11 protein-coding genes are annotated in these 20,653 nt (G+C 46.1%); all 11 read left to right on the top strand.

Features of this window, described 5'->3' with window-relative positions; all coding sequences use genetic code 11:
* The first annotated feature begins 170 nt into the window (after positions 1-170).
* The 11 genes from tssH (at position 171) to QZU58_RS02850 (ending at position 20,561) form a co-directional block, all read left to right on the top strand.
* Positions 171-2,888 carry a type VI secretion system ATPase TssH gene (tssH, locus tag QZU58_RS02900; protein WP_294494665.1) on the top strand — a complete coding sequence of 906 codons (2,718 nt, stop codon included), beginning with the start codon at positions 171-173 and terminating at the stop codon, positions 2,886-2,888.
* A 320-nt stretch (positions 2,889-3,208) separates the two neighbouring features.
* The gene (tssC, locus tag QZU58_RS02895) at positions 3,209-4,768 is read left to right on the top strand and encodes a type VI secretion system contractile sheath large subunit (RefSeq protein WP_294494662.1); all 1,560 of its coding nucleotides are present in this window, start codon (positions 3,209-3,211) and stop codon (positions 4,766-4,768) included.
* Between the two features lie 155 nt (positions 4,769-4,923).
* A complete protein-coding gene (locus tag QZU58_RS02890) occupies positions 4,924-5,415 on the top strand; it encodes a GPW/gp25 family protein (RefSeq protein WP_294494659.1) in 492 nt (163 codons plus the stop codon).
* 4 nt (positions 5,416-5,419) lie between these two features.
* The gene (tssF, locus tag QZU58_RS02885; protein WP_294462798.1) at positions 5,420-7,252 is read left to right on the top strand and encodes a type VI secretion system baseplate subunit TssF; all 1,833 of its coding nucleotides are present in this window, start codon (positions 5,420-5,422) and stop codon (positions 7,250-7,252) included.
* Positions 7,231-8,277: a type VI secretion system baseplate subunit TssG gene (gene tssG / locus QZU58_RS02880; protein WP_294494656.1), complete on the top strand. Its 1,047-nt coding sequence runs from the start codon at positions 7,231-7,233 to the stop codon at positions 8,275-8,277. Before tssF ends, tssG begins: the two co-directional genes overlap by 22 nt.
* A gap of 151 nt (positions 8,278-8,428) precedes the next feature.
* A complete protein-coding gene (locus QZU58_RS02875) occupies positions 8,429-9,634 on the top strand; it encodes a hypothetical protein (RefSeq protein WP_294494653.1) in 1,206 nt (401 codons plus the stop codon).
* Between the two features lie 2 nt (positions 9,635-9,636).
* Positions 9,637-10,314: a hypothetical protein gene (locus QZU58_RS02870; protein ID WP_294461070.1), complete on the top strand. Its 678-nt coding sequence runs from the start codon at positions 9,637-9,639 to the stop codon at positions 10,312-10,314.
* Positions 10,315-10,413: 99 nt separating this feature from the next.
* Positions 10,414-11,790 (top strand): type VI secretion system baseplate subunit TssK, encoded by a 1,377-nt coding sequence (tssK, locus tag QZU58_RS02865; protein ID WP_294494650.1) that lies wholly within the window; start codon positions 10,414-10,416, stop codon positions 11,788-11,790.
* A 14-nt stretch (positions 11,791-11,804) separates the two neighbouring features.
* Positions 11,805-12,773 carry a DotU family type IV/VI secretion system protein gene (locus tag QZU58_RS02860; RefSeq protein ID WP_294461075.1) on the top strand — a complete coding sequence of 323 codons (969 nt, stop codon included), beginning with the start codon at positions 11,805-11,807 and terminating at the stop codon, positions 12,771-12,773.
* A gap of 2 nt (positions 12,774-12,775) precedes the next feature.
* Positions 12,776-17,290 (top strand): type VI secretion system protein, encoded by a 4,515-nt coding sequence (locus tag QZU58_RS02855; RefSeq protein ID WP_294494647.1) that lies wholly within the window; start codon positions 12,776-12,778, stop codon positions 17,288-17,290.
* Between the two features lie 82 nt (positions 17,291-17,372).
* Positions 17,373-20,561: a contractile injection system protein, VgrG/Pvc8 family gene (locus QZU58_RS02850; RefSeq protein ID WP_294494644.1), complete on the top strand. Its 3,189-nt coding sequence runs from the start codon at positions 17,373-17,375 to the stop codon at positions 20,559-20,561.
* The last annotated feature ends 92 nt before the right edge of the window (positions 20,562-20,653 follow it).

The raw sequence follows: 20,653 nt of genomic DNA, 5'->3' as shown, positions 1-20,653 counted from the left end.
ACAATATAAACATTTGAAACTGTTGAACTGATCGCGGTTTAAATACCCCGTTATTCGTTACCATAGTATTTGGTCAGCATCTCTCAGAAGATTGGATGATCCGCCGGCCCCATGACGGCATACAGGCGCTTAACGTCCAATCCCTGAATAAATCAAAGGGGATTCTTCTTATGATAAAACTAAAGAAAAAACAGTTATTCTCAAAGCTGTCAAACGTGGCATACAGGGCACTCGAAAGTGCCACCACCCTCTGCAAGACCAGAGGAAATCCTTACGTTGACATAGCCCATTACATTAACCAGATACTATTAAGCGAACCCAACGATCTCCACGAGATCATTAAATACTTCAACATAGACGAGGCCAGACTCTCAAACGATCTTACCAAAACACTGGATCTTCTGCCTCGCGGTGCCAGTTCAATATCGGGATTCTCACCTCTTGTGGAAACAGCCATTCAGGAAGCATGGATGGCGGCATCCATAGTATACTGCTCAGGAGCCATCCGTACCGGACACATCATTCTGGCCCTTAAGCTTAATCCAGACCTTGCCCGCAGACTTCATGAAATAAGCGGCGAGTTCATTAAGATAAACGGAGATCTCCTGCAGGAAAAGTTTTCAGAAATAGTCAGTGACTCAGCCGAAGCAGGTCACGTCAATACGGTGTCTGATGCCGGTACCGGGCAGGTGGCATCCGTAATGTCAGATCCGTCTCTCGGCAAGGGAGAAGCTCTTAAACTCTACACTACCGACATGACGGCACTTGCAAAGGAAGGCAAAATCGACAACATCGTCGGAAGAGACGAGGAAATCCGTAAAATGCTGGACGTACTGCTACGTCGCCGACAGAACAACCCAATACTTACGGGTGAAGCCGGTGTGGGTAAAACAGCCGTAGTCGAAGGCTTTGCCGTGCGACTGGCAAGAGGAGACGTACCTGACTGCCTAAAAGGTACCGTACTCCGTTCCCTTGACCTGGGACTGCTTCAGGCAGGCGCATCCATGAAGGGGGAATTTGAAAACAGACTGAAACAGGTAATAGAAGAAGTCAAAGCCTCTGACACACCGATTATCCTCTTCATTGACGAAGCCCATACCCTTATAGGTGCCGGAGGCACGGCCGGTCAGAATGACGCGGCAAACCTCCTTAAACCGGCACTTGCGAGGGGCGAACTGAGGTGCATCGCCGCCACCACATATCGCGAATACGTAAAATACTTCGAAAAGGATCCTGCACTTACCAGACGCTTTGAAAATATTCTGGTACAGGAACCGGATGACGAAAAGGCCTTCAGAATGCTCCGCAACATGACGGGCTTTCTCGAAAAATACCACGGGGTTCGTATTCTTGACGAAGCCGTTAAAGCCACCGTTACCCTGTCCCGCCGCTATATTCCGACAAGACAGCTTCCTGACAAAGGCGTAAGCATTCTTGACACGGCGTGCGCCAAGGTAGCGCTCTCCCAAAGTACGATACCTGCCGAAATCGAATTCACCGGCCGCAGGCTTGAGGCTCTGAAGCTCGAAAAGGACATTCTCACAAAGGAACATCGCGAAGGTTTTAACAGAGAAGAACAGATTGCGGAAGTTTCCGCTTCAATTGAAAAAAGCGAAGCACATCTCAAAGAACTTAACGAACGCTTTGAGCTGATTAAAAAGAAGTCAGCTGAATACATCGGACTCAGAACAAAACTTGTCTCAGACAGTTCATCATGTGCCGATGCGGGGGCTGACGGCACCGTTACTGAATCAGAAGCATCAAGTGCTCAGACTCCCGATAAGGGTATAATCTCCGATGAGGACAGAAAGAAGCTGCAGAGCACCCGTTGCGAACTCAACGAGCTTCAGGGCGACAGTCCGATGATCCTTCCGGAAGTCGACGAACAGGCTGTAAGTACGGTTATTTCGGAATGGACGGGCATTCCTTTAGGCCGCATGGTGAAGGATGAAATCACCTCCGTGCTTAATCTTGGCAACTACATGAAGGAGAGGGTCATCGGTCAGGATCAGGGAATTGACCTCATAGCCAAGCGCATCCTCACGGCTCGGGCATCACTTGCCGATCCGAACAAGCCGATTGCGGTAATAATGCTTGCCGGTCCTTCAGGCGTGGGTAAGACCGAAACAGCACTGGCGCTTGCGGAACAGCTGTACGGAACCGAAAACAATCTGGTTACGATTAACATGAGTGAATTTCAGGAAGCCCACACCGTGTCAACCCTTAAAGGAGCCCCTCCGGGATACGTGGGTTACGGCGAAGGAGGTGTGCTTACGGAGGCCGTAAGACGTCGTCCGTACAGTGTGGTGCTTCTTGACGAAATAGAAAAAGCCCACAGGGACGTTCATGAGATCTTCTTCCAGGTCTTTGACAAGGGGCAGATGGAAGACGGCTCAGGAAGACTCATTAACTTCCGCAACACCGTCATCATTCTCACCACCAACGTGGGTGATGAAACCATCATGGAGCTTTCCGCTGACGAGAACAATCTGCCTGATACCAGGACGCTTGCAAACGCCATAAAGGATGACATGATGAAGGTGTTCCCGGCAGCACTCCTTGGCCGCATAACCATCGTGCCTTACTATCCTCTCGGGAAGGCTGCCACCAACAGAATCATTGATCTCAAGCTCAACAAGATCAGGAAACGCGTCATGGAAGGATATCATGCGGAACTCACCTGCACGCAGGCTCTGCGTGATGAAATCATCCGCCGCTGTGATAACGCGGCCTCAGGCGCACGTCTCATCGATGCCGTGATAAGCAACGATCTGCTTCCGGACATCAGTGAGAAATTCCTGGAGGTAACCATGGAGGGTAAAGAACTTGCGTCAGTAAAGGCTGACGCGGCCGACGGAAAGTTCGTGTTTGAATTTACCGAAAAGTAAGACAGACATGATCCTGCCTTAGCAGTTTCATCGTGAAGCCGCGGGGTCTCCTCCGCGGCTTCACTGTTTTTTAGGGGCAAAAACTCCAACTCTATTTCAGGTATCACGGAAATTAAACGTCGCCGCATGTAAATCAGTCACCATCGGCATTGTTTGAAATACAATAAACCTTAGATCTAACGCCAACCTTACCGGTATTTAATTATTCTTAAGATGCGGACTTTTACGTTTATTCCGGAGCAGATCGGACGGTTCCTTAAAAACCGTTTTTCAAAATGCCAAGACCTCCGGAGGCACGAAAGAATACCGACCGGTAAGAAATGACAGTAGGGAAGCAGCTCATGAACAGATTCAGCTTTTTCACGGAACCTGAGCCCGGGCAGGGCGTAACTGCGGAAAACGAAACCCGAAGCACTTTGTCCGATCCGCAGGAAAACGATACGGAAGTTACCGCGTTAGCGGACACTTCGGAAATCACGAAGTGTCTGTCTGCGCTTGACGCCGAACAGAAAAAAGGACTTCTGACCTGTGCCAGGGTCATAAGCGGAAATCCTGAGCTTGCGACACAGAATCCCCGCTATCTCATTGAATCACTCATTGCCGAAACCGACATAAAGATAGGAGAGGAAATAAACCTCATCATTCACCATCCCGATTTTCTGGAAATTGAGGGAATATGGCGCGGACTCTATTATCTTGTTACCTCCACCAACACCTCGGCTAACCTCAAGATAAGAGTATTCAACATCTCCAAAAAGCTGCTCGGAAAAACCCTTAAAAAATTCAGGGGAACCTCCTGGGATCAGAGTCCCATATTCAAAAAACTCTATGAGGACGAGTACGGAACCGCAGGCGGTGAACCGCTGGGAGTCATTATCGGTGACTACTACTTCAATCATTCGGCACCGGATCTTGAACTTTTAAAGGGAATCTCCCAGATAGCTGCTGCCGCACACAGTCCGTTCATAAGTGCTGCGGATCCGTCCGTCATGAATCTTGATTCATGGTCAGAACTCGCCAATCCCCGCGGTATATCAAATATATTCAGCACGCCTGAATATGCCTCATGGACATCCTTCCGCAACTCAGACGACAGCCGATACGTGGCACTGACACTGCCAAGAATTCTGGCACGACTCCCCTACGGCCCTGATTCAAATCACATTGAAGGCCTGAATTTCACTGAGGATACGACCGGTAACGCCAGCCTCAACCACGTATGGATGAATTCAGCCTATGCCATGGGAATCAACATCAACAGAGCTTTCGAAAAATACGGTTGGTGTGCCAAGATCCGCGGAATAAAATCAGGCGGTCTCGTTGACCACCTGTCCAAATTCATCGGACTTACTGGCAATCCGGCCGAGGACATGGAGCTTCCCGTGGAAATTGCCATATCCGATCACCGAGAGGCTGAAATTTCCTCATGCGGTTTCATCCCGCTGTGTTTCTGCAAAAATACCGACTACGCCGTATTCCTCGGCGGTCAGACCGTTAACAGTCCAAGGTGTTACGACAACCCGAATGCCTCGGCAAATGCCCAGCTGTCATCAAGACTGCCATACCTCTTTGCTGTCTCAAGATTCGCCCACTACGTCAAATGCATAGTACGCGACAAACTCGGCTCCTTCGAATCAAAGGAGGACATGACAAAATGGCTTTCGGACTGGAGCAGTGAATACGTAACCACCGACCCCAACGCCGATGAGGACATCAAGGCCCGTTATCCGCTCGCGGAAGCAAAAGTCAGCATTGACGACATTGAAAACCAGCCGGGATACTATAACGTTAAATTCTATCTAAAACCGCATTATCAGCTTGAAGGTCTGACCACCACCCTGTGTCTTACCACAAAGGTTCCGCGTCCCGCATCACAGTGACGCCTGAAAGAATGCTCAACGGGTAGGATAATGCTGTTTTTACCGCTTAAATTAAAACATTACGCAAAATTTTAATGAGTCATGCATGTTAAAATTAGGTTATCCGGAGTGTCCGGATCGCATTTTCATAAAATGATTCATGGACGAACTCCGACATGGTACAGAAAATACACATTCAGGACAAATTTCAGCCGTGCATTCTGTCAAGACTCACTGACAGAAGCCTCACCGGGAACGGATCCGCCGAAGATTCGCTTCTTTCCCGCATTCATCGGGAAATTCTGCTGAATCTTAAAATGCTGTTCAATTCAAGAATGCATCCTGGGGCCGATGATCTGGACAAATGGCCGGAGGTAAGATCGTCGGTTCTCGGCTACGGGCTGTCCGACTTCTGCGGACTGGATAACAGTGACAGAATTTTTGACATGGTAAAAAAGGAAATATCATGGCAAATCAGATGCTTTGAACCCAGACTTAACCCGGACACTCTGGTCATTACCAGACTTGACACTCAGGAGGCGGACAAGTGCAGTTTATCCCTGCACATCGAAGCAGCTTTTGCGATATCAGAGCTGAAAGACGGTTTTTCCTGCAATTTCTACATAGAACTGGAAACAGGAAGGGCAGCCGTTAAAGGAGATGCTTAAGTAAATGAAAAAAGACTTCTTTGCGTATTACAGTGACAACCTGGCATACATCCGCAAGCTCGGCCAAGAATTTGCCAGGGAATTCCCAAAAACCGCGTCTCATCTTGATCTGTCCTCGATCGAGTGTCAGGATCCTTTTGTTGAAAGACTGCTTGAAGGAACGGCTTTTCTCAGTGCAAGAATTGAAAACAGGCTCGATCACGGATACGAACGTTTCCTTGAATCCATCCTGAACTCTGTTAATCCAAATGCCGTGGCTCCAATTCCGTCCATGTGCAACGTTCAGATTCCCGAAGCATCACTTCCGGAAATAACCGGCGGCTGTCTCCGTGTTTCCCCCGGATGCAGATTCACCAAGACAAAATCCGAAAGCACCACACAGATCTGTTTCGAGAGTTTCTTTGAAACCGAAATCCACGCTCTGTCACTCAAAGACGTAAAAACAATGGAACACGACATTTCCATTACCAATCTCACGGGAGAAGGCTACAGAAACTCAATTTCCATGACGCTCAATACCGAGGGCAATGCCACCTTCGCATCCATCAATCCGGAATATCTGGACATTTACCTGAATCTTACCGATCAGGATGCATCCAATCTGTGCGAATACTTCTTCGCCAGTCTGAAAAGAGTATTCATAAAACTTCCGGACAACAGCTACAGGGAGATTCACGGAGTATCAGTGGAACTTTCACTGCTTGATGCAAAGAGCAATGTCTACTCCGCAAACTCCCCTGCCATCAGCGGCATCAACAACATGAATCTCTACATGAAGTATCCGGGGCTCATGAAATTTCTGCGCATCAGAGGCCTGAAGAATGCCTTTAACGGCATAACCTCAAGGGAAATCTCACTGGTATTCATATTCGATAAGAAGCAGAATTTCGGAAACAGTGACAAACTGCATCGGGAATCACTTCTTCTCAATGTCATTCCTCTCATAAATCTGTTCAGAAAAAGAACCCAGAGAATGTTCACCAACCATGACTTTGAGATAAACGTAAACGTTGACAGTACCCATCAGCTGGACTATGAAATTTACTACGTTATCGGAGCAGACTTCTTTGACAACTCAAATCAGCCCATCTTCAGCGCGTATCCGTTTTTTTCAACAGGCCCCGATCAGGGAGACGGAAGGACATACCGCAATTTCTTCAGCGTACACCGCAGACAGAGACAGACAGGAAGCACGGGATATAAAAACCGTCTCTATAAAAAGCAGGAGACGTTCATATCATTCTCAGGTCAGGACTATGTTCAGAAGATGAGTGAAAACCTGCAGTTCGTGGCGGACTGTCTGGTAACAAATGCCGACCTTCCATGCTGTCTGACCAATCACGATCGTCTCAACACCGCATCTTTGGGCGATCTGCACGAGGTTCAGATCATAGGCCAGATTACAAAGCCAATGCCTCCCCTGATATCATCCGGCAGTTCCGATGACTTTAAAAGACTGGCTTTTATCATGTGTAACTTTGCCTCCGTTCTTGCCAGTGGCGATGATGGACTGCTGTACAATCTGAAACAGCTTATGGATGCCTTCTCAATGAAAAACGCGGAGGAAACCGCCCGCATGAAATCAGCCCTGCGAAAGGTAAAAATCAATTCCAAAGTCTACCGTTTCATCAGTAAGGGAGTGGTATTTTTTGAAAAAGGCTATCTGATTGAACTTACCCTGAGTCACAGGGATCTGGAAGGTATCGGATTCTTCACCTTCTCCAGAATCATTGCCTCTCTCATCATAAATTACCGGGATCTGAACATTCCGGTATGCGTTGACGTCTATTCGGATGAAAAAGGATTTGTATACTCATGCAAGAACTTGATGGAATAATTAAATCCCTGGCAAAAGAAGATGACGGCAGCACGGAAGCCGACTTTTTCTACCTTGTCCGCCTTCTGGAAAATCAGATGAAGGAGTTGCCGCGCATTGGTACGGCACAGCATCCGAATGCCGAAGCATTACGATTCGGTCAGATGCCTTTTCTGAAACATACTGATTCAGACATTCATTCGGTGACCCAAAAATCAGCCGAAGGCCGGTACGGAATTTATGAGGTTCTTGTTTATTTCTTCGGACTTCTTGGACCAAACGGTCCAATGCCCCTTGAGCTTACCGATTTTATTTACCATCAGAACATCAATGACTATGATGCCACGACCAGACGTTTTCTTGACATCATAAATCACCGTTTCCTGTCCCTCTACTACCGGGCCTTCAGCATGTGTGAAATGCCGGTATGTTTTGACAGAGAGGATCCGACTCTCATGAACTTCTTCAGAAGCTTCAACCGTCAGGGATACAAAAAGATCACAAGTCTTCCGGAATATGCCCAATTTGCCTTCACGGCAGAGTTTCTTCACGGAAGACGCTCGGCTCTCGGACTGGAAAACATCCTCAAATCATATTTTGGCATACATATAAACATCAGGGAATTTGTGGAAAAAACGCATTTCATCCCGAAAGAGGTTAGGATGCATCTTGGAAACAGAGATACCTCCGTACTGGGACTCAATGCCCAGATAGGAAGCAGATATACCACTCGGACACAGGACATTATCGTGGAAATCGGCCCCATAAATTATAAAGAGAGTCTTGACTATATGCCCGGAACACCTAACTTCAGACAGATGTATGAAATCATCTCCTCCTATCTCAACAGACCTCTCACCGTCCATACCGAACTGAAAATAGACGCAGGAACTGTCAGGGAGCTTTATCTTGACGGTACCAAGGCTTTGGGACACGGAACCCACCTCAATTCAAGTCAGGGTAAAGGCATTACGACCGTCAGCATCAACATGACATCCATCATGATGCACAGATTCTTCAAGAAAGTTCCGTCCTCATCTTTCTGAATCAGCATTTTTCAAACCCGCCGGGCACGTGAAAAATCTGCCGAAAATAACCACTGTGACTGTATTCTCAAAATTGTAAAACCCGTAAATCCCTGTCTGTACAATAACTTGCGTATAAGATTATGATAACAGTAACTGTTCGGAGATTTTTATGCCTGATAAACTAGACTGGCTCAATGAGCACTTTGTTCTGCTAAAGTACAGAACCGTTGCCGAGGTGGTTGAAAACTGCCGCTACAAGGTACCTTTTGAATTAAGAAAAACCGCAGATGAACATCCGCTGGCGGAAGACTTCCTTAAGCAGCTTGCCGTGGCTGAAAACTATCAGAAAGCCAGTGAATTTCTGGCATTCAACCTGCACCAGCGGGCTCTGGCATGGTGGGGATACTGTTGCGTGCTCAGCGTCAAAAACGAACTTTTCGAAATTCCTTTTGAACCGAGAGACATATCGGACATCGGCACGCACAAGAATCCTGAACTTCCGGAATGGGCCAAAATGCCTGAACCAGAAAAGATGGACTACAAAACAAATCCCGACTACATAAAGCTGCAACAGGAAATTTCCGCAATTAAGGCGAAAAACGAGGAACTTATTAAAATGCTGCCTCCCGGAATATGGGAAAGGCATATGGAACTTCGTAAAAATATTTATGAGAAGTTCAAAAGCATCGTCGGCATGGATCCCGAGGAAATGCTTGCGGATGCCATAAAAAAAGTCGAAGAATTTAAGGAACCTGCATTTGTAAACGAGGAAAAATCACCTGTTTTCCAGATGAAAAGAGAACTCGACGCAAAAATTGAAGCCATCAGAAAGAAAACCGTTGAAACCATTAAGGCGGCTGTTCCTTCAAAAAGCAGGGAAGAACTTAAGGAACAGACTGATAATGCCATGGATGCGGTCTATGCCGGAATAACGGCTCCCACGGATGAGAATGCCACAAGATGTCTTAACCTTGGCAATGCCTGTCCGGAAACACATGAGGGACTGCTTTCACTCCTTACCTTCTGGTGCTACGGCAATCTTACGCCGAACATGGAGCAGATTGTCAGAACTCCTCCGGAGCTCCCTCCTACCGGACTTAATTCACTGCTCCTTAAGTGCGCCCTTACTGAAGGCGGCACCAGGGAATTCAAGGAACGCATGAAGCTGTACTTTGAAATCGGCAGAGAAGTAGTGTTCGGAATCAACAACTGGTCTGAATTTCTTACGGAAATGGAACCTCCGCATCATAAAATCGGTCACGGAGGCTTTACGGGGGTTATTGGGAAGGTACCGGACGATGCATCCATGAAACAGGCTGCTGAAAAAGCCTTAAACGATGCAGGCAACAAGAAATTTGAACGTTTCAGGGGCTGAAAATGAATCTGAACCAGAACATTTTTCTTACATGTGCATGTCTGTTCTCAACCGTGATTGTCGGATGTTCCTCATCTGAGGGGACCAGTGCAAGCTTTGACGTGAGCATCTATCCGTCTAAGGATCTGGCCAAGGTATACGGCTACTATCCCAGCTTTGAGGTAGACATACTCGGGGCCGGGAACGAGGACACCATTAAGCTCGGAACCTACTCAATTGACAGATATTTTGAGTCGGAAAGTCCGGTGCGCAAATACTACGCTCCGGTAACCTTCAGATTCTCAGACAATGATCTGAAGGTAAAAACCCTGAGTTCAGACGATCCTGCGTACAAAAAAATCATGGGACGTTCACCGCAGTATCTGGCTGTAATCGTCAATCTGCCTTACGGTCCCGAGAAAAAAGAAGGAGAAGAAGGTGCGGCCGCTCCGAAGCTTGATCCCCGCATATTCACCTATCAGATACCTACTGGGTTTTTCGAGGAACAGCCGGATCTGTACCTCAAAATTGTGGGAACCGGAATAGTAAGAACCACAAAGGAAGATGCCGAGGAGGAACTTCCTGAGGCCCCGGAAACGGCAAAACAGCCTCATAATATGGAACTTAACTGCGTTAAATCCGGTGGCAGGGAGCTTAAATGTCAGGAGCTTCCGCCGAAGGAGGAAAGAGCCCCTAACTGACAGCGCTAAACGGCGAGGCTTGTCTCCTGCCGTTTTATAACACTTCCGGCCATCCGGAATTTTGGAATGTAAAATACAAACAAAGAAGAGAATGCCAGCGTGAAATTTCCAATGTTTCTTCACTGGAGTGAAGGGCTCTTTCTGCAGCCTCATCACTTTCAGCAGTTTCAGCGTGTCATCAATGACGCGCTTAATGCACACTCAAGCCTTGCCATCCCCTACAAGGAAGGCATCTGTGACATTGAAGTGGACACAGAGGCTCTGAAGTCAAAAAGAATCGTCATCAATTCATTGGCGGCAGTCATGCCTGACGGGGTTTTCCTTTGTATGCCCGGAAACTGCGCAGTCATGCCGCACACACTCGATCTGGACATTCAGCATGCAGACGAAGAAATAACCATTTATCTTGCGGTACCGTTCTACTCAGTAATGGATTCCAATCTTAATGAAACCGGCAACAGCGAACAGCGCCGTTATCTGCTTCACGAAACTACCTGTGTCGATGAAAATACCGGTGACAATGAAACCACTGTTTTTAAAAGAAGCCTTAACGTTAAGATTATTACGGATCCTAAAAAAGCCACTGACTGTGCCGTTCTGCCAATCATGAAACTGAGATGGACTCTCGAAAACAGCAACACTCCGGTTTTGGAAAAGGTATCGACCTATACCCCTCCAACCATTCTTATCTCCGGAACCTCAAACCTTTTCACTATGGTAAGGGAGCTTTTCTTTGAACTGAAAAACTGCAAATCAAAGCTTTTAACGAACATTGAAAATTCCGGTTTTGTACCTTCACTTGCTACCGGATCCAACGTTCTGAAAATCATGCAGCTCCAATGTCTGAACGTATACATCAACACCCTTAACAATCTGCTGGTTCCAGACAAAACCACGCCGTTCGATCTGTACTGTGTACTCTCAAATCTTCAGGCTTCACTTAAGGCGCTTTATCCTCTTTCAGACACTCATGAACTAAGCGGATATGACCATTACAACCTTTTCGGCGTTTATGACGAGGTAATACGTTCCATAAGATCTCTCGTAAACATCAAAGGAAAGGCTGAATTCATCGAGATTGATTTTGAAAACACCGGCAGTGAATCTCACCTTGAAGCAAGGTTCAATGCCGAGGAACTCAGCAAGGCGTCAGACTTCTACATAGCCCTTGAAGGAGAACTCAACTGGAGAGAGCTTCTCAATGACATTGAAGCCGGGGATAATTTCAGGCTTATCGACAGAGGTTCGCTTGAAAGCCGCGTCCGCGGAGTCAAGCTGAGTTACTCAAGATTTCCGCCACGCTATCTGCCTCTGGAAAACAGCAACACGATCTACTTTAAGGTAATGAAGGATGAATCAGCCAGAATATGGCGTTACATTCTGGATGACAAAACAATGATCATAGACTGCGCACATTCTCTTCTCGACAAATTCACCGCAAAGCTGTTTGTGCTGACGGAAAATGAAGAGAATTAAAAAGGACCGAGGGAATGGAACCAAACGGGATTTATGAGCTTGTAAGTCCGATACTGCATAAGCTCTGCAACTATTACATTTATGAGCGTAACGGATACAAACTTGGATATGCGGAATTTACCGCAGAGATAAGTCATCTTCTGAAAAATGCCAGGAACACCGCTGAAAAAAGCGATGCTCTCAGATCCGCATACAGAAAGATTGAATTCCCGCTCATATTCTTCATCGATTATACGGTTAAGGAATCCGGTTTCTCCTTCTCTCAGGATTACGTCCCCGTGGCTCACAGCTACAATGAACTGTCAGGCGATGACAAATTCTTCGACTGTCTGGATGAAGCCATTGCCGGAGAAAGCGATCCGGAAATTCTGAACATATACTACATCATGCTTGGCCTGGGCTTTGACGGAGCATTCAAAAGAGAACCTGCTGAAGTTGTCAGACGCATGCAGCTCTGTTTCGAAAAACTGGATGACAGATATTCTTCAGGTTATGAAATGGTGTGCCGGGAGATGTCAGCAGACATGGTAACTGAAACGGAGCCGTCTGATACGCCATGGTTTCTTGCCCATAAAATCAAAATACTGTCAGCCATTATCGTTGTTGCGCTGTTCAGTTTTATTCTGAATGTACTCAGCATTCACGTCAACACCCGTCCTTTCAGAAAAAGCATAATGTCGGCATTGGAAATGGCCGCCCCGAGCCGTGACTATCTTGTTGACGACGGTAAGGAATTATTCCAAGCAGGCTCTGATAAAAACAGAATCGGATACGGTACGGTCAACGAAAAACAGGATCTCTCCGGCATAGAACAAGAAATCACGGCAGACAGTGATAACAAGGAAGAATCCTCACACGAATTTAAGTATGACGGAAGAACGGACGACAGGGAAGCCGTCGGCAAGAGAACGGCAGAAAAACTCAGCGGCAACAGCACTGCTCCGGCAGTATCCGACACCGTACGCGAAAAGGAGTCCAAATAAAAATGAATAATGCCTCAACTCCGGACATTCAGACGGAATCACAGGATTTTATGACATCACTTTTCGGCAATCCGCTGGGAATAGTGATACTCATTATTCTTTTTTTGATTCTGGTACTTGCAGTATATATACTCGTTAAGAGATTTAAACACAGGCACCAGATGAAAAAGGAACGCCGTTCACTTAAAGACGATTTAATGATCTGGTCCAACCTTTCCAAAATGGTATCCGGTGAGAACGAAAACAAACAGGGTAAGCAGAATCTGTCCCCTAACACCGAACTCATCAAAATGTTCTTCGCATCGGCCAAAAAGGTTATCGGTACAAGATGTCCAAAAAAAGGCAGTACCCCGTGGTACGTGGTTATCGGCGAACCTCTATCCGGAAAGAACAGCCTGTTCACTGAAGGACAGCTGAATACCTATTCCGTTCTGCATGAAAACGACACCCACGGAAAGGAACCCGTAAATTTTCATGTAAACAGTGAACGCATTTACCTTAGCGTCAAGGGACGCGTTTTCTTTGACAACTGGATGGGAGGCTCCTCCGCAGAATGGTATACCATATGCGACCTTATCAAAAAAACCCACCGCATCAAACCGCTCTCCGGCATTATTCTGACAATTCCGGCAGACGCTCTGCTTGCCGACAATGAAGGCCTTACCGAGAAAAAGGCCTCACTGATATCCTCTGAACTTCTGCGTCTAACCGGAACAATCAGAATGAGAATTCCGGTAAGAGTGCTCATCACCAAATCAGACTGCATCCGCGGCTTCAGAGAATTCTTCTCAGGCGTTTCCGGAACAGGCAGAAACAGAACCGTGGGCTTCAGTCTCACCAGCAACAGCGGAGTCTATGAGGAAGAGCGTTTCACAGAGGAGTGGGACAGCTTCATCTCCGATTTGAAGAAAACTGCCGCAGGCATGTTCCTTTCCAAAAAAATCATTGATGCAAGCTACACCGACAATGGCAGAATAGATCTGTCCTCCTACATATTCACCTTTCCGCAGCAGGTTGAAACACTCAGATCCAATCTCAGGCACTACCTGAAGATAATTTTCAATTCCGCAAACACCGGTACACCGCGTGTCATGACGGAAGGGGTTTACTTCTGCTCCACTGCGGATCAGGGCATCTGTTTTGACTCAGGCTTTGCCGAACTGAAGCAGACCACGACGGATGAATCTCCGCTGACCGAATCCCACGAACATCTTAAGGGTTCATATTTTGTCAGCAGCGTACTTGGCTCATCCCTCGGTTTCCTCGACAGAAGAGCCGACTTTACAAAAAGCGAAAAGATAAGACGCAACGTTCCAGCCGTTACCATAGGACTGGTTCTCGGTCTGCTGACCCTTAACTATCTTGCAGGAGCGATACTCGGTCAGAGCCTTATCAGCAGAAAGCTGGAAATGGACACCCAGTACTACAAGCAGATAAGCACTCTTTTCGAGTCTCACGCCATGCTGAACTCACCTCTTCTTGACGTGGACTATAACTCCGGAAACGGTATCGATCGCTTTGATGAACTTATGGAAAACATTCCGGGCGTAACCAGATTTAATTTCTTCACAAATTCAAAACTGACGCTCCTTGCGGACAGGCCTCTGCCGATGATCTACGCCCCGACCAATTACCTTTTTTATGACTACAACAATCTGTACCATCAGGAACGTCAGACCATTTACAACCAAATGGCCGCGGACATGATATTTTTCCCGGCAGCAACCTCTTTTACCTACAATCTGAAAAACAACGACTCTTACTACACTGAAGCCAGGGCTGATGCACTGCTGGCATTCATGAAGCTTTCACAGGTCGGTGGTGATCCCGGAATTCTCTCCGGAAGAAATTCCCGCACCATCAGAAAGAGTCTGCAGTCAATTGTTGACTACATGTACCCTGACGTATCATCAAAGGTTGCCAAAGAACTCAGCGACATTACCGGAGGAAACGAAAACTACTCCGCCAGCGTAATCAGACAGATACTTCTCTACAAGGAATACTACCCAAGCATCAATCAGGGAATCCGCAATCTCATAAAACAGATCATTGAGGGAAACGCCTACCCTGAGTCTGATTATCAGACCTTTAAATTCCTTATCAAGAATGGTAATGAAATAAAACTCACGGCAGAAAAGTTCATCAGTTTCACCTCCGACATCTCCAACAGGGATCTGGATCAGTCAATTGAGGAATACATGAAGCTCCGCCGTGAAATCTACTACACCATCAACAGGGCTGATTATCTTGACAGAAACTATGCCGAGTTTCTCAGCACTTTCTCAACCCCCGTGGTAGCAAAGAAAGACAGCAAAGATAAAGCAGAAGCCAGTAAAACACTTGATCTCCAGAGATCCGCTTTATTTGAAAAAAGCTATCTGGACTATAAGAATATAGTGAATGATGATTTTAAGGAATTTACTGACTACATCCAGAACAACACGGAAAGAAAGAGATATTTTGATTCAGACTACTCTGACACCAGCAAGGTTCTGCATCTGCAGAATGTTGCCGCCGACAACATCACCCGTGATTATGAACAGACTAAAAAACGCCTTTCATCAATAATCAACAGTCGCGTCTACGACAAAATCAAATTCGGAAATCAGGAAGAAAAATACGGATATCGCGTTCTGGCCGATATTCTTAAACTGGTCTACGCCACGGAAGACGAGCTTCCGCTTGAGGTAAAGGATCCGGAATACTTTGAAAGTCAGTTTAAAAAGCTGGAAAGCATCTTTGCATTAAAGAACAGAAATCTTAAGAACTTCATGGAAAGCCACAAGAATCTGGAAAATGCCAAGGATCTGGTTAACGCTGCCCAGATGTATCTCGAATACGCAGAGTTTGTTTCAAAGGTTCAGCTGTCTAAAAATCTCCTGAAGCATTATCCTGACGACAGCAGTCTTACAAGAAAGGTTGCGGATCTTGCCATGAGCATGAATGATGCCGCAGACGATGAAGACGGCCTGTTTAACGGGATGGTTAACTTCGAATCAGCAAGAAGGGCTCTGGGATATTTTGAACTGGATGAACAGTATGCACCGAAGGCAGTAGAATCATTCATAAATCCTATTGCCTATCTCCTGCAGTTTGACAGCCGGGTAAAAGCAAAAGCTCAGCAGAAGGACGATAAGAACAGGATCGAAAACAAGTCTTCAAAACTCTTCTCTCAATATGTCGAGAATGACAAGCACATCAGCAGGATAAGAAAAAGCGTCATGCTTTACTCCGATGCCTACGTTAACTATTGGGCCGCATTCGGAGACAGCATAAGACCGGTGTTCTATGATTACTCAACCTTCCACGACTTCACAAAAGAAAGTCGGGCATATGAAATCAATGCGCAGCTCCGTGATGTCTACAACATGTCATACGAAGTGTTGTCCCAAATTCATGATTCCGTGCTTTCAGCCAACGGTCAGGGCAGCAGAAACAATGCCCTTAAGGTCATTGATTCCAGAAGAAAACTCATGGATCTTAACTACAATCAGGCCTGCACGAACATTCTGAACGCCTGGACACTGCTCCCGGACGATGTACTCAGTGCCAACCGTTACGTCAACTCTCTGGATAAAAAGAAAGTACGTAACGACTTTACACTGGTTATGGCCCAGGGCAAGTCCCAGAACACACTGCCGTGGTGGGACTCCTACGTAAGACTCGGCATCCGTCTGCTTAAATCCGAAGCAAACTATTCCGTTGCCGCGTCTCTTACCGAATTCCAGAACAGGCTCTACTATTTCCCTGTACTGCGTAACGGCAACACCAGCGGACAGGTCATTGTCCCTGAAGACATGCAGAAACTCAGAAAGCAGCTGCTGAGCTTCGGCATCGGACAGAAGAAGGCCGCAGGTAACGATACCGGCAAAAACGAAACCGCAGCTTCACAGAATCCACAGGCTGAGGAAAGTTCTGATGAGGGTGTAAGCTCAATTCAGGAACCTCTTCTGAACGGTCTCAAGGCTGGCCGCAGTGACATATCCGAGTGGGTCAGCAACGTTGACTTCATCTTAAAGACGTTCGGCTCCACTGATAATCCGGTAATTGCAAAGATTGCAATTCCGAACATCAGAACCCAGAACGCGCTTATAGAGAAGCTGTACGGAAAGGACTACTCCAATGCCATGCTGCGCTTCAGATACGTGGACATCAGAGCCGGAAAGGCCGCTAAAAAGCGTTTCAGCACCTTTGTCAATGATGAGGACAAGGTCATCTATGAAGATACCGTGGACATTGACAGTCTGGAACTTGACTTCTACAGATATTCCGATGACAGCAAGGCCGGTGCCAAAGTGGCAATCAGCGGAAGATACGCGCCGTTAAAACTTTATCTGGATGAACACCTGATTCATTTAAATAATGATAAGAACAACGCATCTTACGTACCCGTTAACGTGTTATCATCAGAAGGAGACAAGGGAATTCTGTTCCTAAAGGTCTACTTCGGACAGAAGATGCTGGCCCCGGAAAAATGGCCGTCAGTTGAAAACTGGCCGGCACTGTCAGCCTACTGATAACAAAGGAGCTCTTCAAGCCCTACCGCTCATATGACCTCAGACTGGCAGACCGTGACAATTTATTTGAGAGAATGAACTTATGTTGAAAAAAGAAATTAACATCTCTTTTATCGGCAAATGCGATTTTAAGAATGTTACTCCGTACAAATGCATACTGAGTGAAGGCATCAGTGTTCCCTTCAGGGCTGTGGTAACACTGTTTTCCAAAGACGCTCTCAAACGAAACAGTCTGAACGGCTGTCTCAACGTTAAGACTGAAATTACCCTGCTTCAGTACAACACTGCCGGCTCAGTTAGCCGTGGCCGCAGGTTTCAGGGAATAATAACGTCATACAGGTCACTTGGACTTGTGTCAAGTCTGGGCAGTACAGTTTCAGGAGATGACTGTTACTGTTATGAACTCACAATAGAACCGGAAATGGTACTGATGGGACTTAACCGTCGCACCCGCAGGTTCAGCAGCGACAGTACCCCTACCGATGTCATCAGTGAAATTTTTGCGTCCTATCAGCAGAACTGCGAAATCAGCTCATCCATGTTTGACCGCATTCCAGAAAACGGATACATTCTGCAGCAGAACAATGAAAGTGATCTGAGCTTTATCAACAGAATCTGCCGAAATTTCGGTTTTAACTATGTATTCGAACTCACTCCTGCTGAAGACGACTCATCAAAATCTTCAGTAAAGGTTGTGTTCTCCAGAGGTTGGAAAACAGGTCACGCCAAACAGCTGACAGGAAACAGTACCCTGGTTAACAAGGAAACAATCGTCTGTGCGGTCGATCGCGGCAATGCTGAAAGCTTTGATGCGGAGCCTGTATACCTTGAAAGGATGATAAGCTCGGGATACATCGGTAAGGGAAGCATTTATACCGGTGAGAACAGTACCACCACCCTGCGTGCAGACAGTATTATAAATTCAGAATACCAGATTCAGCATGAAGGTTTTGACCATGTCAAAGGTCTGGCTGCCCCACTGAAAAAATCAATGTCAGACTATATCAGTGAATCCCAGGCAGCCATCAGCAACGTCTCATCTGACAGAATCCGTATTACATCACACGATTTTGCCGTGGCAGCAGGTCAGATTCTTGAAATCGATGGCGAAAGCTATCTGGTAATCCGCTCGCATTTTGGTTTCAATCTGGATTACCCCGCAGCATTTAAACAGGCCGTAGGGTTCGAGACAAAAGAACATGAGCTTGATCTTACTGCCGTAGCAATTCCGAAACCGGAAAACGAAGAAAGTACTCTTGCGCCGCTCTGTACGCTTGGAGGCATAAATGCCGATGACGCAGACTCAGCAGAAAAAGACACGGTGACGGTGAACGCCCCGTCAACAGTGCCTGCAGGCACTAATAATACGGTCAGAGAAAGCGGCAGTTCATCCGTACCTTCAGTATTCATTGCCACCGTATGCGATAAGGATGGTGCCGTAACGTCAATCGGAACCATTCAGCCGTCATCTGATGACAATACGGCATTCCCGTCATCATTCTACGCTTTACTTAACGATGCAAACCAAACAGTAACCGCAACATATGTAAGCACATCATCCGGTGATGATTCTCTGGGGAATTTCCCAAGAATCGGTCAGAAAGTTCTGCTTATTTTAGTTAACGGCAGTTATTATTTTCAGGGATACCTGCCGACAACGGAAGCTCTGCCCGTATTTGACAGTTCCATGAGAAATGAACTTATATACAGCAGACATCTCTGTGCGAACAATCTCACTAAAACAATAAACAATGGGAACAGGGATTCCGATGACAATATTTTGGATTTCACACAATTAAGTTCGACAAAAAACCTTATTAAACACATGGTTAATACAGGTAAAATTACTTCTTTCATGAATATTGTCGGAACAAAATTCAGTTCCCAGAAAATCATAGATACCTATACGTCATCACATAAAAGTAATCTTGAGACCAATCTTAAGGACATTATAGATGCCAAAAACAAATTGGACGGTGACCTCAAGGCAGCCCGGAGTGGCAGTCAGACATCAACAGACGATGACATACAGAAACTTAAGGATCTGTACACATCTCAGGATAGCTACGTAGATGATCTGATAAGTGCAATAAAGACTGATGCAGTGATATCATCTGCATTAAAAAAAATAATCAAGAACGATACCAGCATAAGCGAATATAAGGACGATCAGCTTACAGAAAGTCAGCTTACAGATAAACAAATGGATTTAGCTCTGCAGAAAGCTCTTGTTCCTTGTGGCAGTATTCTGTTTACCACAGGATGCAGCAGAATATATGCAAAAGGACATGAAATATATGCTGATGCTGACACTTCCTTGTTGTCAAACAATGTTACGGTAAAAGCTCAGAACAATCTTATTCTGACGGCTGATAAGTCAATAACACTTCAGGTAGGCAATTCAAAGCTTAATATTAACGGCAACACCATCCAGATGGCGGTTGCGTACTTTACCAACAAATTCTCACCTTGGGATGCATCCGTGTCACTGAGTCCGACAACCGGTGTCACCGTTAGCGGTTTCCAGTTCAAGGCCAATTCCCTGACAAGCTCTGCCATTTCCGATTCATTTGGCGGAGGCTTCAGTACTAAATACGGACAGCTCACTTCCAACGGCGTTCGCCTTAAATCAGCTACTCTGACTGCTCCTGCCGTTCTGAAAACAGCCGCCGGATTGGGAGCAAAGGTGCTTAATGGAGCTTTCAGCACCGGCTGGACGGATTCGAACTCCGAAGGATGGATGGTAAGCTCCAGCTGTGTAAAAGCAGCCAACAGCATTACTTCAATCATTGCTGACATACTTGCAACCATAATCCTTTACAATAAAGACACGAACAGATACTGTAAAACAAGAAGTGCCTATAATGCTGTGATAGCAGGCATTGGTCTGGCTCTTGACGCAGCGGATATGATTGAGAATCTTGTTACCAACATAATCCTTGCCGAAAATGATAATGACATTTCATTTTGCAAGCGTACAAAGGAAAACAACTACATAAGCCCTCATGATATCTATTTAATGGTTAGCAGCAGTGCGCGAATGGTTACCTCTCTGGCATCCTATACTCCGCTTGCAGCAGATAATCTGAGATCAATGAAATCTGCTTCCTCAATGGAACTCTCCGCTACAAATATAGCATTTGGAGCCAAAACAACAACGAACACGTCGCAGATTTCTCAAGAATCAAATTCACCTGTGTCGGATTTATCCCAATCACAAGTGATAGATCAAAAGATAAAAGATGAAGATTTGGAAATTATTGATCAATAAGATTAATATATTATTTAAAATAAAAATCAATAACAGAATTATGATAATAAAGCCGATGAACAAAATGGTAAATTCCCGAATCTGAATACCTG

This window comes from uncultured Ruminobacter sp., from assembly GCA_902764345.1.
GTDB lineage: Bacteria > Pseudomonadota > Gammaproteobacteria > Enterobacterales > Succinivibrionaceae > Ruminobacter.
Note: the sequence above shows the minus strand (reverse complement) of the source record. Positions and strands in the feature narration are given on the sequence as shown.

What these genes read in the sequence shown, in the direction of transcription:
- tssF (WP_294462798.1), top strand. Translation starts at nt 5,420, where the DNA reads ATGAAAAAAGACTTCTTTGCGTATTACAGTGACAACCTGGCATACATC.
- QZU58_RS02875 (WP_294494653.1), top strand. Translation starts at nt 8,429, where the DNA reads ATGCCTGATAAACTAGACTGGCTCAATGAGCACTTTGTTCTGCTAAAG.
- QZU58_RS02855 (WP_294494647.1), top strand. Translation starts at nt 12,776, where the DNA reads ATGAATAATGCCTCAACTCCGGACATTCAGACGGAATCACAGGATTTT.
- QZU58_RS02890 (WP_294494659.1), top strand. Translation starts at nt 4,924, where the DNA reads ATGGTACAGAAAATACACATTCAGGACAAATTTCAGCCGTGCATTCTG.
- tssC (WP_294494662.1), top strand. Translation starts at nt 3,209, where the DNA reads ATGACAGTAGGGAAGCAGCTCATGAACAGATTCAGCTTTTTCACGGAA.
- QZU58_RS02870 (WP_294461070.1), top strand. Translation starts at nt 9,637, where the DNA reads ATGAATCTGAACCAGAACATTTTTCTTACATGTGCATGTCTGTTCTCA.
- tssG (WP_294494656.1), top strand. Translation starts at nt 7,231, where the DNA reads ATGCAAGAACTTGATGGAATAATTAAATCCCTGGCAAAAGAAGATGAC.
- tssH (WP_294494665.1), top strand. Translation starts at nt 171, where the DNA reads ATGATAAAACTAAAGAAAAAACAGTTATTCTCAAAGCTGTCAAACGTG.
- QZU58_RS02860 (WP_294461075.1), top strand. Translation starts at nt 11,805, where the DNA reads ATGGAACCAAACGGGATTTATGAGCTTGTAAGTCCGATACTGCATAAG.
- QZU58_RS02850 (WP_294494644.1), top strand. Translation starts at nt 17,373, where the DNA reads ATGTTGAAAAAAGAAATTAACATCTCTTTTATCGGCAAATGCGATTTT.